Source organism: Pseudomonas sp. DF5 (assembly GCF_058148225.1).
The window spans coordinates 30,086-46,052 of sequence record NZ_JBYVYM010000004.1; the positions used below are offsets into that span (position 1 = coordinate 30,086).

14 protein-coding genes and 1 tRNA gene are annotated in these 15,967 nt (G+C 58.5%); 12 read left to right on the forward strand and 3 right to left on the reverse strand.

Going from position 1 to position 15,967, the window contains the following annotated elements; all coding sequences use genetic code 11:
* Positions 1–20 precede the first annotated feature (20 nt).
* The 3 genes from AC30D7_RS05040 to AC30D7_RS05050 all read right to left on the reverse strand — a co-directional run bounded on the left by AC30D7_RS05040 (position 21) and on the right by AC30D7_RS05050 (position 2,631).
* The gene (locus AC30D7_RS05040; RefSeq protein WP_490133306.1) at positions 21–860 is read right to left on the reverse strand and encodes a hypothetical protein; all 840 of its coding nucleotides are present in this window, start codon (positions 858–860) and stop codon (positions 21–23) included.
* Positions 861–1,140: 280 nt separating this feature from the next.
* Positions 1,141–2,382, reverse strand: coding sequence for a tyrosine-type recombinase/integrase (locus AC30D7_RS05045; RefSeq protein WP_490133307.1), 1,242 nt, complete (start codon positions 2,380–2,382; stop codon positions 1,141–1,143).
* A gap of 164 nt (positions 2,383–2,546) precedes the next feature.
* Positions 2,547–2,631 (reverse strand) — tRNA-Leu (locus AC30D7_RS05050).
* A 107-nt stretch (positions 2,632–2,738) separates the two neighbouring features.
* Between AC30D7_RS05050 and queA the strand changes: the two genes are divergently transcribed.
* The 12 genes from queA (at position 2,739) to AC30D7_RS05110 (ending at position 15,960) form a co-directional block, all read left to right on the forward strand.
* Positions 2,739–3,788, forward strand: a complete 1,050-nt coding sequence (queA, locus tag AC30D7_RS05055; RefSeq protein ID WP_428633979.1) for a tRNA preQ1(34) S-adenosylmethionine ribosyltransferase-isomerase QueA — start codon at positions 2,739–2,741, stop codon at positions 3,786–3,788.
* Positions 3,789–3,802: 14 nt separating this feature from the next.
* Positions 3,803–4,918, forward strand: a complete 1,116-nt coding sequence (gene tgt / locus AC30D7_RS05060; RefSeq protein ID WP_019651852.1) for a tRNA guanosine(34) transglycosylase Tgt — start codon at positions 3,803–3,805, stop codon at positions 4,916–4,918.
* Positions 4,919–4,961: 43 nt separating this feature from the next.
* On the forward strand, positions 4,962–5,297 hold the full coding sequence (yajC, locus tag AC30D7_RS05065) for a preprotein translocase subunit YajC (protein WP_007934009.1): 336 nt from the start codon (positions 4,962–4,964) through the stop codon (positions 5,295–5,297).
* Positions 5,298–5,360: 63 nt separating this feature from the next.
* The gene (secD, locus tag AC30D7_RS05070; protein ID WP_018926707.1) at positions 5,361–7,229 is read left to right on the forward strand and encodes a protein translocase subunit SecD; all 1,869 of its coding nucleotides are present in this window, start codon (positions 5,361–5,363) and stop codon (positions 7,227–7,229) included.
* Positions 7,230–7,238: 9 nt separating this feature from the next.
* Positions 7,239–8,153: a protein translocase subunit SecF gene (gene secF / locus AC30D7_RS05075; protein ID WP_018926706.1), complete on the forward strand. Its 915-nt coding sequence runs from the start codon at positions 7,239–7,241 to the stop codon at positions 8,151–8,153.
* 120 nt (positions 8,154–8,273) lie between these two features.
* Positions 8,274–8,822 (forward strand): glycine zipper 2TM domain-containing protein, encoded by a 549-nt coding sequence (locus AC30D7_RS05080; RefSeq protein ID WP_018926705.1) that lies wholly within the window; start codon positions 8,274–8,276, stop codon positions 8,820–8,822.
* A gap of 136 nt (positions 8,823–8,958) precedes the next feature.
* On the forward strand, positions 8,959–9,855 hold the full coding sequence (xerD, locus tag AC30D7_RS05085; protein WP_007934017.1) for a site-specific tyrosine recombinase XerD: 897 nt from the start codon (positions 8,959–8,961) through the stop codon (positions 9,853–9,855).
* 302 nt (positions 9,856–10,157) lie between these two features.
* Positions 10,158–10,889, forward strand: a complete 732-nt coding sequence (locus AC30D7_RS05090) for a DsbC family protein (protein ID WP_007934018.1) — start codon at positions 10,158–10,160, stop codon at positions 10,887–10,889.
* Between the two features lie 134 nt (positions 10,890–11,023).
* Complete coding sequence (locus AC30D7_RS05095; protein ID WP_018926703.1) at positions 11,024–12,328, forward strand: homoserine dehydrogenase; 1,305 nt, start codon at positions 11,024–11,026, stop codon at positions 12,326–12,328.
* A gap of 66 nt (positions 12,329–12,394) precedes the next feature.
* Positions 12,395–13,804 carry a threonine synthase gene (thrC, locus tag AC30D7_RS05100; protein ID WP_490133308.1) on the forward strand — a complete coding sequence of 470 codons (1,410 nt, stop codon included), beginning with the start codon at positions 12,395–12,397 and terminating at the stop codon, positions 13,802–13,804.
* Positions 13,805–13,937: 133 nt separating this feature from the next.
* Positions 13,938–15,293, forward strand: coding sequence for a transporter substrate-binding domain-containing protein (locus AC30D7_RS05105; protein ID WP_490133309.1), 1,356 nt, complete (start codon positions 13,938–13,940; stop codon positions 15,291–15,293).
* A gap of 379 nt (positions 15,294–15,672) precedes the next feature.
* Entirely contained in the window at positions 15,673–15,960 is a 288-nt protein-coding gene (locus tag AC30D7_RS05110; protein ID WP_490133310.1) for a DUF3509 domain-containing protein, read from the forward strand.
* The last annotated feature ends 7 nt before the right edge of the window (positions 15,961–15,967 follow it).

A 15,967-nucleotide genomic window follows, 5' to 3' on the forward strand; every position in this document is an offset into this window, starting at 1 on the left:
CTTCCAATTGAAATTTTGGTTTACAGCACGAAATTTCGTTTGAGGATGGTGTCAACGGATTTACGCGATAGCGCCTTTTCTGTTTCGAGTGTGATCCAGCCAAGGCGCTGCTTTGGCGGTTTAGCCACTTCCCGTTTTAGCCAGGCATGCACCGCTGTGGCAATGTTCCTTTCAGGCATTCCGCTCGCCAAGTAGTGCCGCCCCTGATGAATGATTGCAGCGTCGCGGGCAACGATGTCTTTATTGCGCTCCATGCCGCTGATGATGCCCCCTTTGCAACGGATGGCGTTCTTGATTGCGCTGTCCGCGATGGGGAGTAGCTCATCGTTGATCAAGCAAGGCAGGGAAGTGATGGGCTCCAGATAAAGAACATACTGGTCTAGTGCCTGGATACGTTCGTTGGGATCGACCTGCATCTCCACACACTGACGATAGAGATCCCATGGCCAGTCGGTCGGAGGTTCAGCAACATGCGACCAAGCCGCCTTATCGGCGTCACGCATCCAATCGGCCAAAGCTCCCAGCGCCTTCACTGCGCAGGCCATGATGTAGGCGGCATGCGCCTCGCGTTCCGAAGCCGAGTGGCACTTGCTGTACTGGCGAACCCAATGTGCAAGACGGGCTCTGTTGTCAGTTGAGGCGTATTGAAAAATTGTCTCTTCGTGCATTGTTGTCTGGATGCACATACTGCTGAGATCGCCGTCGATGTCGCCGGTCTGAATGCGCAAGCAACACTGATTGATCAGCTCGCACACGTCAGTGAGCTGTTCATTGCAGAACTCGTAGAGCGGTTGCCCTGAGAGATACTGGATCAGGCCAGCGGTTAACGCTGAGTGCAGGATTGGGTGATTATCAATCATTGCCAATAGCTCTCAACGTGTAACGCTTTATCCCACGCCCTGCGTCGTGCAGGCGAAGCCAGCGAGATTTGCGCTCTCGCCAAGTGTGCCGAGCGTCGGCCCGCAGCAAGCGAGGGGATTGTTCTGGCGTTACACATCAGAGGTGCGTTACATCGAGTGTACGGAAGGTCGCGCAGGGGTGTAACGGGCGCTAAAGCCAATGAATTCGGGCGTTTTGGGGCGGTCGTTACACGAGTAACACCGGTAACATGGATTTTGAAGGGGGTACGGATATGCGCAGTCATACCGCTTTCCCGAACTTGCCATTGATCACTTTTTCACTTGCTAACGCATCAAGGTGATCTGCATACCACTGCATCATTTTCACCCTGTGCTCAAGGTATTGAGCCTTGTTGTAAATCCCAGAGATTCCCTCTTCTTTATGAGCCAGCTGCGCTTCGACATGCTCTTTAGGCCAGCCGTGTTCTCTAAGGAGAGTGCTAGCAGTATGGCGAGTGCCATGGCCAACCAAGCGACCTTTGTAGCCAATCGTCGCGAAGACTTTGTTGATGGTGTTTTCGCTAATGGTTGGATTCTTAGAACCAACTCCGGGAAAAAGCCATCTACTGCGCCCGGTTAGGCAATGGAGCTCTTTGAGAGCGGCAAGCGCTTGCTTAGGGAGCGGACACACAAAATCTCTACGCATCTTCATCTTGGCGGCAGGTGTCGTCCAAATCGCTTTATCAAGGTCGAACTCTTTCCATTCAGCTAAGCGAACCATGCCCGGTCGAGATGCGGTCCAAATGCAGAGCCATGCTGCAGTCCGGGCCGTTAACCTGCTGGGGGTGTTTTTGAGTGCCTGGAGGAACTCTGCCAGCTCAGGCTCCAGCAAATGTGGATGCTGCTGAGTCTTCGGGGCTTGAGCTGCAATATCGCGCAGGCGGCTGCCCGGGTCGTTTTCGGTGAGACCTAAACCGATTGCTCGGCCGAAGATCTGATTGATCCAAGTGCGGCATTTTTCCGCCACGTTGTGTGCATCTCGGGCTTCAAGGGATGCTTGGAGTTCTGCGCAGTCGGTACGGGTAATTTCGTCGAGGGGCTTATCCCCCAGCGCCGGGAGTATGTCTTTATCGAGGTAAGTGCGGATTTTGTTAAGAGTGGAAGGGGCGAGGCCCTTTTCTTCTTTGGCCTTGAGCCAAGCTTCAGCCGCCGCTCGAAAGGTCCGAGTCCTGGCAGCATCAATGGCTGCTTTGGCAGAGCGCTTCTGTTCAAGAGGGTCGGCGCCACTGCTAACTATCTTGCGTAGTTCGGCAGCTTTGTCCCGTGCCAACGCACCACTTACTTCCGGGTAACCCCCCAGCCCCATCCAAGCCCAATTGCCCGCCGGACGTTTGTAGCGAAGCTGCCAGGATTTACCACCATCAGGTTTAACCCTGAAGTAGAGGCCGTTTCCGTCCAGCTCCCGGTATTCCTTTGATTCCGGCTCCAATCCCGCAAGTGTCGTGTCAGCGAGAGGGCGGCGCTTGATGTCTGCGCGCTTCATCCTTGTATCCCAAAGTTCGGTATTTTTCTCAGGATACAAGCAGGGATACAGGGATACAACGGATAAGGGGAGACAGGGGTAGACAGACAGGCACAAAAAAACCGGCCAAGTGGCCGGTTTCTCTGGGTCTGAGAGGCTGGTAGAGACTCTCAGATACTGCTATGTGGTGCCCCGAGGGAGACTCGAACTCCCACTCCTTTCGAAAACGGATTTTGAATCCGCCGCGTCTACCAATTCCGCCATCAGGGCTCAATGGCGGCGAAGTATAGAGAGGTGAATACCGCTGGTCAATCAGGTACATGGAGAATTTTTGATATTTCCGCTAGACTTCCCGGCCCTGCTAGACGAACCCCATCATGCGCGTTGCTGACTTTACCTTCGAGCTCCCTGATTCGCTGATTGCTCGCCATCCTTTGGCCGAGCGTCGCGGTAGTCGCCTGTTGACCCTGGATGGGGTCAGCGGCGCCCTGGCACACCGTCAATTCACTGATTTGCTTGAGCATTTGCGCCCAGGCGATTTGATGGTGTTCAACAATACCCGGGTGATTCCGGCGCGGCTGTTTGGCCAGAAAGCTTCCGGCGGCAAGCTGGAAATTCTGGTGGAGCGGGTGCTCGACAGTCATCGCGTGCTGGCCCATGTGCGCTCCAGCAAGTCGCCCAAGCCCGGCTCGAAGATTTTGATCGACGGCGGTGGCGAGGCCGAGATGTTGGCGCGTCACGATGCGTTGTTCGAGCTTAAGTTTGCCGAAGAGGTGTTGCCGCTGCTCGACCGTGTCGGGCACATGCCGTTGCCTCCTTATATAGACCGCCCGGATGAAGGCTCGGACCGCGAGCGTTATCAGACGGTGTACGCCCAGCGCCTGGGCGCGGTGGCGGCGCCGACGGCGGGGCTGCATTTTGATCAGCCGCTGATGGAGGCGATTGCCGCCAAGGGCATCGAGACCGCATTCGTGACCTTGCACGTCGGCGCGGGCACGTTCCAGCCGGTGCGCGTGGAGAAGATCGAAGATCACCACATGCACAGCGAATGGCTGGAAGTCGGCCAGGACGTGGTCGATGCCGTTGCGGCCTGCCGCGCTCGCGGCGGTCGTGTGGTGGCCGTGGGGACCACCAGCGTGCGTTCCCTGGAAAGCGCCGCGCGTGATGGCGTGCTCAAGCCGTTCAGTGGCGACACCGATATCTTTATCTACCCGGGCCGGCCGTTTCATGTGGTCGATGCCCTGGTCACCAACTTCCATCTGCCTGAATCCACGCTGTTGATGCTGGTTTCGGCGTTCGCCGGTTATCCCGAGACCATGGCCGCCTATAAAGCCGCCGTCGACAACGAATACCGCTTTTTCAGCTACGGTGATGCGATGTTTATCACCCGTAATCCCGCACCACGTGGCCCCGAGGACAAAGAATGAGTCGCCAAAGTCGTATGTCGTTTGAGTTGCTTGCTACTGACGGCAAGGCGCGTCGTGGTCGCCTGACCTTCCCACGCGGTACCGTCGAGACCCCGGCGTTCATGCCGGTGGGCACGTACGGTACTGTCAAGGGCATGCTGCCGCGGGATATCGTCGCCACCGGCGCGGAAATCATTCTGGGCAACACTTTCCACTTGTGGCTGCGTCCTGGCACCGAAGTGATCAAGAAGCACGGCGACCTGCACGATTTCATGCAGTGGAAAGGCCCGATCCTGACCGACTCCGGCGGTTTCCAGGTGTTCAGCCTGGGCGCCATGCGCAAGATCAAGGAGGAGGGCGTGACCTTCGCCTCTCCGGTCGACGGCGCCAAAGTGTTCATGGGCCCGGAAGAGTCGATGCAGGTCCAGCGTGACCTGGGCTCCGACATTGTGATGATTTTCGACGAATGCACCCCGTACCCGGCCGACGAAGACGTCGCTCGCGTATCGATGGAGCTGTCGTTGCGCTGGGCTCAGCGTTCGAAAAACGCCCATGGCGACAACACCGCGGCGTTGTTCGGCATCGTGCAGGGCGGCATGCACCAGGATCTGCGCATGCGTTCGCTGGAAGGCCTCGACAAGATCGGCTTCGACGGCCTGGCCATCGGCGGTCTGTCGGTGGGCGAGCCCAAGCACGAGATGATCAAGGTGCTCGATTACCTGCCGGGTCAGATGCCGGCTGACAAACCTCGTTACCTTATGGGCGTTGGCAAACCGGAAGATCTGGTTGAGGGTGTGCGCCGCGGTGTGGACATGTTCGATTGCGTGATGCCAACCCGTAATGCCCGCAACGGGCATCTGTTCATTGATACAGGCGTGCTGAAGATCCGTAACGCGTTCCATCGCCATGATGATTCGCCGCTGGATCCGACCTGCGATTGCTATACCTGCCAGAACTTCTCCCGCGCTTATCTGCATCACCTGGACAAGTGCGGCGAAATGCTGGGAAGCATGCTCAATACCATCCATAACTTGCGCCATTATCAAGTGCTTATGGCTGGTTTGCGCGAGGCTATTCAACAGGGTACATTGGCCGCCTTTGTCGATGCCTTCTACGCCAAACGCGGGTTGCCTGTTCCGCCTTTGGACTGAGTTTTCTGACCCCAAGATTCAACATTTGCAACTGGAGTGCTAAATGAGCTTTTTTATCTCTAATGCCATGGCTGACGCTGCTGCACCTGCGGCAGGCCCGATGGGCGGCGGCTTTGAGTGGATTTTCCTGGTCGGTTTCCTGGTCATCTTCTACCTGATGATCTGGCGTCCACAGGCCAAGCGCGCCAAAGAGCAGAAGAACCTGCTGAGCAGCCTGCAAAAAGGTGACGAAGTTGTGACCACCGGTGGTATCGCCGGCAAAATCACCAAAGTGTCCGACGACTTCGTGGTTCTGGAAGTGTCCGATACCGTTGAAATGAAGTTCCAGAAAGGCGCCATCGCCGCCACGCTGCCAAAAGGCACGCTCAAAGCGATCTAAGTTACAACTTCTACTCAATCGACGGGGCGCGCAAGGCGCCCCGCGTCATAAGCGGGCGGCGTGATGCTGAACAAATACCCTCTGTGGAAATACATTCTGATCCTGGCGGTGCTGGCGGTCGGTCTGATTTATTCCGCTCCCAATCTATATCCTGACGACCCGGCCATTCAGGTCAGCGGTGCAAGCACTGCGCTGCAAGTCAATCAGGCTGATCTGGACCGTGTGAGCACCGCGCTCAAGGAATCCGGGATCAACGTCAAGGCGGCCACGCTGGCGGCAAACGGCAAGGGCGGTCTGATTCGCCTGGTCAAGGCTGAAGACCAGTTGCCAGCCAAAGACGTTGTGCGCAAGGCATTGGGCGATGACTACGTCGTTGCACTGAACCTGGCGCAAACCACCCCGCAATGGCTGCGCAGCCTGGGCGCGCACCCGATGAAGCTGGGTCTGGACTTGTCCGGTGGTGTGCACTTCCTGCTGGAAGTGGACATGGACAAAGCCCTCGACGCACGCCTGAAAGTCTACGAAGGCGATGTGAAGAGCCTGTTGCGCAAAGAGAAACTGCGCTATCGCAGCCTGCCGCAACTGGGCGGTGCCATTCAGCTGGGCTTCACAGATGAAGACTCCCGCGAACAGGCCCGTGCGCTGATCCGCAAGAACTTCAACGATTTCGACATTGTTCCGGCCGACCTCAATGGCCAACCGGTACTGCGTCTGGCGATGACCCCGGCCAAGCTGGCGGAAATCCGCGAATACTCCATCAAGCAGAACTTGACCACGGTACGTAACCGCGTCAACGAGCTGGGTGTTGCCGAACCTATCGTTCAGCGCCAGGGCGCCAACCGCATCGTGGTTGAGCTGCCGGGCGTGCAAGACACCGCAGAAGCCAAGCGTATCCTCGGCAAGACGGCCAACCTGGAGTTCCGTCTGGCGGCTGAGCCTGGCGCTTCGAAAGCCACTTCCGAGGAATTCGAGTTCCGTGAAGGCAAGCGTCCTCCGGCTCTGATCGAGCGTGGCCTGATCATCACCGGTGACCAGGTGACTGACGCCAAGGCCGGCTTCGGCGAGCACGGTACGCCAGAAGTGAACATCCGTCTGGATGGTCACGGTGGCGAGCTGATGAGTCGTGCGACTCGCAGCAACGTCGGTCGCAGCATGGCGGTGATCTTCATCGAACAGCGTCCGGTCACCACTTACGTCAAGCAAGTGGTCAACGGCGTTGAGAAAGACGTGCCGGTCCAGACGTTCAAGGAAGAGAAGAAGATCATCAGCCTGGCGACCATCCAGTCGCCGCTGGGTGCCCAGTTCCGTATCACTGGCCTGAACGGCCAGGGCGAATCGTCCGAGCTGGCGCTGCTGCTGCGTGCCGGTGGTCTGGCGGCTCCAATGTACTTCGCTGAAGAGCGCACCATTGGCCCAAGCCTGGGTGCCGACAACATCACCAAAGGTATCGATGCATCGTTGTGGGGCATGCTGTTTGTCTCGCTGTTCATCATGGCCATCTACCGCTTCTTCGGCCTCATCGCCACCGTTGCGCTGGCAGTGAACATGGTGATGCTGCTGGCCTTGATGTCGCTGCTGGGTGCAACGCTGACCCTGCCAGGTATCGCCGGTATCGTATTGACCATGGGTATGGCGGTCGACGCCAACGTACTGATCTTCTCGCGGATACGTGAAGAGATCGCGGCCGGCATGACTGTACAACGGGCAATCAACGAAGGCTTCGGCCGGGCATTCACCGCGATTCTCGACGCCAACCTGACAACCTTGTTGGTGGGCGGGATTCTCTTTGCCATGGGCACCGGCCCGGTCAAAGGTTTCGCCGTGACCATGTCCCTCGGGATCTTTACCTCGATGTTCACGGCCATCATGGTGACCCGCGCGATGGTCAACCTGATCTTCGGCGGTCGTGACTTCAAGAAGTTGTGGATTTAAGGGGCTGCCATGTTACGTACAATCAACTTCATGGGCGTTCGCAACTTTGCGTTCGGCGTCACATTGTTCCTTACCGCGCTGGCAATGTTCAGTGTCTTTCATAAGGGCATGAACTGGGGCCTGGACTTCACCGGCGGTACGCTCATCGAGCTGACCTACGAGCGTCCGGCCGATGTCACCAAGGTGCGTGAGCAACTGGCTACAGCCGGTTATCACGAAGCCATCGTGCAGAACTTCGGTGCGACCACCGATCTTCTGGTGCGCATGCCTGGCGAAGACCCGCAACTGGGTCACCAGGTGGCTGAAGCGCTGCAGAAAGTCGGCGGCGACAACCCGGCTCAGGTCAAGCGTGTCGAGTTCGTCGGCCCGCAGGTCGGTGAAGAGCTGCGCGATCAGGGCGGCCTCGGCATGCTGATGGCGCTGGGCGGCATCCTGATCTACCTGGCTTTCCGCTTTCAGTGGAAGTTTGCGGTCGGCGCGATCGTGTCCTTGATCCACGACGTGATCGTGACCGTCGGTATCCTGTCGTTTTTCCAGATCACCTTCGACCTGACGGTGCTGGCGGCGGTGCTGGCGATCATCGGTTACTCGCTCAACGACACCATCGTGGTATTCGACCGGGTTCGTGAGAACTTCCGCGTCCTGCGCAAGGCCAGCCTGATCGAGAACATCAACATCTCGACCACGCAAACCCTGCTGCGGACCATGGCGACGTCGATCTCCACCTTGCTGGCGATCGCGGCCCTGTTGTTCTTCGGTGGCGACAACCTGTTCGGTTTCTCCATTGCCCTGTTCATCGGTGTTCTGGCGGGTACTTACTCCTCGATCTACATCGCGAACGTGGTGCTGATCTGGCTGAACCTGAACAGCGAAGACCTGATTCCTGTGGCAACGAGCGAGAAGGAAGTCGACGACCGTCCATAACGGTTATCGTTTTCCTGCTGCAAGCCGAGAAGGCGCGAGTGTTGAACTCGCGCCTTTTTTTATGCTCCAAGGCTGGGAGAAGCGCGGGTTTGTCCCGTCTGTTATAGCCAGGAGGTTCATGTGAACAAGTCGTTGCTGGTTGGTGCGGTATTGGGTGCTGTCGGTGTGACTGCCGGTGGTGCTGTTGCCACCTACAAACTGGTTAAAAGCGGCCCTGAGTATGCACAAGTGCTGGCCGTTGAACCGGTCAAGACACAAATCAAGACTCCACGTGAAGTGTGCAAGGACGTTACGGTGACCCGGCAAGCGCCGGTGAAAGACCAACACCAGATCGCCGGTACGGTGGTCGGCGCCCTGGCTGGTGGCCTGTTGGGCAACCAGATCGGCGGCGGTACAGGCAAGAAAATCGCCACAGTGGCCGGTGCGGTCGGCGGCGGTTATGCGGGTAACAAGGTGCAGGAAGGCATGCAGGAGCGTGACACCTACACCACGACTCAGACTCGCTGTAACACGGTCAATGACATCAGCGACAAGGTCGTAGGCTACGACGTTCGTTATTCGCTGGACGGCAAGGAAGGCAAAGTGCGGATGGATCGCGATCCGGGCAATCAGATTCCGGTCGACAAGGATGGCAAGCTGATCCTGGGGCAGAACGAACCGGCCCGGTAATGAGCTGAGCGTCTACTCAAAAAAAAGCATCCCGTAAGGGATGCTTTTTTTGTGCCCGAATTTCATGTGTCACCTTCAACGTGTTATGCAAGACTCTTCATTTTTGCGGCCTTTTGTCCGCCAGTTCTGAGCTCCCATGCCTGCCATCGATCATCCCCTGATAGACCAGTTCCTCGACGCCCTGTGGCTGGAGAAAGGCCTTTCCGATAACACCCGCGATGCCTATCGCAGCGACCTGGCTTTGTTTAACGGCTGGTTGCAGGAGAAGGGCCTGGAGCTGATCAACGCCGGGCGCGAGTTGATCCTCGATCACCTGGCCTGGCGCCTGGAGCAAAACTACAAACCCCGTTCTACGGCGCGATTCCTTTCCGGTGTGCGTGGTTTTTATCGCTATTTACTGCGGGAAAAGCTGATTGCCGTCGATCCGACCCTGCGCGTGGATATGCCGCAGCTGGGTAGGCCATTGCCTAAATCCTTGTCGGAAGCCGATGTGGAAGCCTTGCTGGCCGCTCCGGACCTGAGCGAGGCCATCGGTCAGCGTGATCGCGCCATGCTTGAGGTGCTTTATGCGTGTGGCTTGCGGGTGACGGAGCTGATCAGCCTGACGCTGGAGCAGGTCAACCTGCGCCAAGGCGTGCTGCGGGTGATGGGCAAGGGCAGCAAGGAGCGGCTGGTGCCGATGGGCGAGGAGGCGATTGTCTGGGTCGAGCGCTACATGCGCGATGCCCGTGGCGAGTTGCTGGGCGGGCGTCCCAGCGATGTGCTGTTCCCCAGCCAGCGCGGTGAGCAGATGACCCGCCAGACCTTCTGGCACCGCATCAAGCACCAGGCCAAGGTTGCCGGGATTGGCAAGTCGCTGTCGCCGCATACCCTGCGTCATGCCTTCGCCACGCACCTGCTCAACCACGGCGCCGACCTTCGAGTGGTGCAAATGTTGCTCGGCCACAGCGATCTCTCCACCACCCAGATCTATACTCACGTCGCCCGGGCGCGCTTGCAGGATCTGCATGCCAAGCATCACCCCAGAGGCTAGCACAAACCCTGTGGCGAGGGAGCTTGCTCCCGCTGGGTTGCGCAGCAACCCCAAAACCAGGCTGCATTTATTCAGGAAATGCCCAACAAGCCTATTTGCGACTGCTACGCAGCCGAGCGGGAGCAAGCTCCCTCGCCACGGAGTTATCGCCAGTCATGCTCGCGGGGTGTCTCGTGTCAGCCGCATTCGGCCACAGGGGCCTTATGTGGTAGGCTTTGCCGGTTTGCACGATGGGCGGTTATGACCCGGTGTTTCGGCACGGGCGTTCTGATCGTCCCATTTGTCCGCCTTCAGGAGTTCTCATGCGTCTGACCCAGATTTTCGCCGCTGCAGCCATTGCGTTGGTCAGCACCTTTGCCGTCGCCGATGACGCGGCCGACAAAGCCATTCGTAAAAGCCTGGAAAACCTCCAGCTCGACGTGCCGGTCGAAACCATCACCGCCAGCCCGCTGCCAGGTCTGTACGAAGTCAAGCTCAAGGGCAGCCGCGTGCTTTACGCCAGCGCCGACGGCCAATACGTTGTTCAGGGCTACCTGTTCCAGCTCAAGGACGGTAAACCGGTCAACCTGACCGAGAAGACCGAACGCCTGGGCATTGCCAAACTGATCAACGACATTCCGGTGGCGGAAACCGTGGTCTACCCGGCCATCGGCGAAACCAAGTCGCACATCACCGTGTTCACCGACACCACTTGCCCGTATTGCCACAAGCTGCACGCCGAAGTGCCTGAGCTGAACAAACGCGGCATCGAAGTGCGTTATGTTGCGTTCCCGCGCCAGGGCCTGGGCTCGCCGGGTGACGAGCAACTGCAAGCCGTGTGGTGCTCCAAAGACAAGAAAGCCGCCATGGACAAAATGGTCGATGGCAAGGAAATCAAGGCCGCCAAGTGCGATAACCCGGTGTCCAAGCAGTTTGCCCTTGGTCAGTCGATTGGCGTGAACGGTACACCGGCCATCGTTTTGGCTGACGGTCAGGTCATTCCGGGCTACCAGCCTGCGCCACAAGTCGCCAAACTGGCACTGGGCGCGAAGTAAATTCGCATCGTCACGGCCAGCCTTTGACGAGCGTGGTCCGGCGGCAGCATTTGCCGGGCCATCAATAGAGAGCCGCGAACCTGCGGCTGTTTTCACGGCCGGCCTCGAGTCGGCCGTTTTATGGGGAGTTCACAGTGAAACCGGTCAAAGTAGGCATCTGTGGGTTAGGGACCGTCGGTGGCGGTACCTTCAACGTACTTCAGCGCAACGCCGAGGAAATTGCTCGTCGTGCCGGGCGTGGAATCGAAGTGGCACAAATTGCCATGCGCACGCCAAAGCCTCAGTTCCAGACGACCGGTATTGCGATTACCAACGATGTCTTCGAAGTGGCCACGAACCCTGAGATCGACATCGTCATAGAGCTGATGGGCGGCTATACCGTTGCCCGCGAGCTGGTACTCAAGGCCATCGAGAATGGCAAGCATGTGGTCACCGCGAACAAGGCACTGATTGCCGTTCACGGTAATGAAATTTTCGCCAAGGCTCGCGAGAAGGGCGTGATCGTTGCGTTCGAAGCGGCCGTGGCCGGCGGCATCCCGGTGATCAAGGCGATCCGTGAAGGCCTGTCCGCCAACCGTATCAATTGGGTGGCCGGCATCATCAACGGCACCGGTAACTTCATCCTTACCGAAATGCGTGAAAAAGGCCGGACCTTCGAAGACGTGCTGGCTGAAGCGCAAGCCCTGGGTTACGCCGAAGCTGACCCGACGTTCGACGTCGAAGGCATCGACGCCGCTCACAAGCTGACGATCCTGGCGTCCATTGCGTTCGGCATCCCGCTGCAATTCGACAAGGCTTACACCGAAGGCATCACCAAGCTGACCACCGCTGACGTGAACTACGCCGAAGCGCTGGGCTATCGTATCAAGCACTTGGGCGTGGCGCGCAGCACCGCGGCTGGTATCGAGTTGCGCGTGCACCCGACGCTGATCCCGGCCGATCGCCTGATCGCCAACGTCAATGGCGTGATGAACGCGGTGATGGTCAACGGTGATGCTGCCGGTTCGACCCTGTTCTACGGTGCTGGCGCCGGCATGGAGCCGACCGCTTCGTCGGTAATCGCCGACCTGGTGGACGTGGTTCGCGCCATGACCTCCGACCCGGAAAACCGTGTACCGCACCTGGCCTTCCAGCCGGATTCGCTGTCGGCCCACCCGATCCTGCCAATCGAAGCCTGCGAAAGCGCCTACTACCTGCGCATTCAGGCCAAGGACCATCCGGGCGTGTTGGCCCAGGTGGCGAGCATCCTGTCGGAGCGCGGCATCAACATCGAATCGATCATGCAGAAGGAAGTCGAGGAACACGACGGCCTGGTGCCGATGATCCTGCTGACCCACCGCGTACTGGAACAGCACATCAACGATGCGATCGCTGCCCTGGAAGCGCTTGCGGGCGTGGTCGGTCCGGTTGTACGGATCCGCGTCGAGCACCTGAACTAAGTCGTTATCGTTCACCGGGCCTGCGTGCGGGCCCGGGTTTGCGAACACTGTCTATTGGAGCCAGTCATGCGTTATATCAGTACCCGCGGCCAGGCACCGGCCCTGAATTTCGAAGACGTCCTGCTGGCCGGTCTAGCCACCGACGGCGGTCTGTACGTCCCGGAAAACCTGCCACGTTTCACTCAGGAAGAAATCGCTTCCTGGGCCGGCCTGCCGTATCACGAGCTGGCCTTCCGGGTGATGCGCCCGTTCGTTACCGGCAGCATTCCGGATGCCGATTTCAAAAAGATTCTTGAAGAAACCTATGGCGTGTTTTCCCACAGCGCCGTGGCACCGTTGCGTCAGCTGAACAGCAACGAATGGGTGCTGGAGCTGTTCCACGGCCCGACCCTGGCGTTCAAGGACTTCGCCCTGCAACTGCTCGGTCGTCTGCTCGACTACGTGCTGGAAAAACGCGGCGAGCGCGTAGTGATCGTCGGTGCTACCTCCGGCGACACCGGTTCGGCGGCCATCGAAGGCTGCAAGCATTGCGAAAACGTCGACATCTTCATCCTGCACCCGCACAACCGCGTGTCTGAAGTGCAGCGTCGCCAGATGACCACCATCTTTGGCGAGAACATCCATAACATCGCCATCGAAGGCAACTTCGATGACTGCCAGGAAATGGTCAAGGCGAGCTTCGCCGACCAGAGCTTCCTCAAGGGCACCCGTCTGGTAGCGGTGAACTCGATCAACTGGGCGCGGATCATGGCCCAGATCGTTTATTACTTCCACGCAGCCCTGCAGTTGGGCGGCCCGGCGCGTTCGGTGTCGTTCTCGGTGCCGACCGGCAACTTCGGCGATATCTTCGCCGGTTACCTGGCGCGCAACATGGGTCTGCCGATCAACCAGTTGATCGTCGCCACCAACCGCAACGACATCCTGCACCGCTTCATGAGCGGCAATCAGTACGTCAAGGAAACCCTGCACGCCACGCTGTCGCCATCGATGGACATCATGGTCTCGTCGAACTTCGAACGCCTGCTGTTCGACTTGCACGGTCGCAACGGCGCGGCGATTGCCGGTTTGATGGACACCTTCAAGCAGGGTGGCGGTTTCAGTGTCGAACAGGAACGCTGGACCGAGGCGCGCAAGCTGTTCGATTCGCTGGCGGTGGACGACGCCCAAACCTGCGAAACCATTGCTGAAGTCTTCGAGCAAACCGGCGAGGTGCTGGACCCGCACACCGCCATCGGCGTGAAGGCCGCGCGCGAATGCCGTCGCAGCCTGGATATTCCGATGGTGATCCTGGGTACGGCTCATCCGGTCAAATTCCCGGACGCGGTGGAAAAAGCCGGTGTAGGAAAAGCGCTTGAACTACCTGCACATCTTTCTGATTTGTTTGAGCGAGATGAGCGTTGCACCGTGTTGCCGAACGACCTGAAAGCCGTGCAGGCCTTTGTCAGTCAGCATGGCAACCGCGGCAAGCCACTGTAACCGGTAAAAGCTGTCACATTTTGAAGCCCGTCTCCTGACGGGCTTTCTCATTTCTGCATGCCACACTTGTCGGGTTTCGTAAATGAAGAGCCGCCCATGAAGGACGGGCGAGACGATTACCAAGGAAGTGGCAATGCTGTTTTTTAGAGGGTTTAAACCAGCCGCGTGCTGGATATTGTTGGTCGGCGCCATGAGCGTTGCTCAATGGGGGCTGGCGGCGCAATTGGCGACTTATGGACCCCGTGAGTCGGTCGTCGGGGCCGCGATCGGGCTAGACGCTCAGGAGCTGCAATGGATTGCGCAACATCCGACGGTCATCGTCGCGTCGGCGCAGTACCCGTTGTACCTGTTCAAGGATGAACATGGACACTGGAGCGGTTTGAACAACGATGTGCTCAACCGCATCAGCGCCATGACAGGGCTGAAGTTCCTCCACGAAGAGACGTTTTCCACCGATCAATTGCTGGAGCGCCTGGAAAACGGCGCGGCAGACATGAGCACCACACTGGCAATGAGTGAGGAGCGCAAGGAGTTTCTGGATTTCAGTCATGCGTTCGGTGGTGCGGGCTGGGTGTTCGTCGGGCGAGCGGGCGCGCCAGCGGTGCAATCCATGCAGCAGCTGTCGAAAAGAGTACTGGTGCTGCCAGCACGGCATGCGCTGGAGGCGGCTATTCGTCGCGATTATCCGGCCATCGAGTTGCATTCGGTCAAAACCTACGCCGAGGCCAGGGCGTTGGTCGAAAGCGGCGAAGCCTATGCCACCATCGAGAACGAAACCGGGGCGCAGCTCTATCCATCCGGGCAGCTCAAGGTGGGCGATACGGTGGAGGGTAAATGGGAGGCCGATCATCTGGCGGTACGCAAAGGACAGCCGCAATTGTTGAGCATCCTCAACAAGGCGCTCGAAGCGTTTCCGCCTGCCGAGTTACGTGCCATTCGCTTGAAGTGGCTCGATGGCATTGTTCCTGTACAGACGCCTTCGACCTGGCAGCGAATAGCAGAATGGGGCTGTTGGGGCGTTTTTGTCGCCAGTGTTTTTGCGCTGCTATCCCTGTTGTGGAGCCGGCGACTTGCGATGTTGATCCAGCAACGTCGGGACGCCGAAAAAGACCTCAATGACCAGCTCGCCTTCCAGCATGCCTTGATAGACGCCATGCCCGATCCGATGTTCGTGCGTGATCTGGAAGGGCGTTTGATCATGTGCAACAAAAGTTATGAGGAGAGTTTGTCGACTCGTTTCGACCAGATTCAGGGGCGCCGCCTGATCGAACTCGATGTTTTGCCCAAGGAAACCGCCGAGCAACTGCACGCCGAGTTCATGGCCCAGCTCGGTACGCGCAAGACCCGCTTCAGCGAGCGCCAGTTGATGTTCAAGGACGGCGTCAGGGACATCTATCAGTGGACAGTGCCGTTTTACAGCGCGGACGGTCAATTGCGCGGACTGCTGGGCGGATGGACCGATCTGGCCAAGCGGACAAGGCAGGCGTGAAGCGCAATCCCTGTAGCAGCTGCCGAGCCTGCGAGGCTGCGTTCGGCTGCGCAGCAGTCGTGAATCCAGGCCACGCGGTGCTTCAGTCAGACCTTGCAAGCAGGTTTTACGACTGCTGCGCAGCCGAACGCAGCCTCGCAGGCTCGGCAGCTGCTACGGCCGAACGCAGCCTTTGGCAGCTGCTACAAGGAATGTGTCTCGGGTGAAAGGGTTTAAACGCGGCTGTTTTTTTACTGTCATCTTTTCCGGGCATGCTTTATCCACCAGAGGCGCCGGTGCGCCTGCCGTTGGAATCCAGAACTTTCTTCTCGGGCCTGGGGTCATTTACTGTGGATACGCCCCAGGCACTTTGTTTGCGGACTATTGAGTGGTGATCGAGATGGAAAGTATCAGTCTATTGCTCGGCGAGGCTCTGAGCCCGTACCAGGTCAAGTTGACCCCATCGGGTGCCCATGGCGAATGCCTGGTGACGCTCAAGAGTGCGACCGGCGCTATCGTGGTCGAACGGCTGTTCAATCAGGCCCAGTTAACCGATAAACGTCTGCTGACGGATGTCGTCGACGGCTTGCACCGCGACGTGCTGATCGCTGAAGGACGCCTGGAGCCCTGTGTCATCGCGGCGTTGCGCAATGCTGCTCAGGACAAGCGCCTGGTCAGCCGAAATTGAAGTGTTT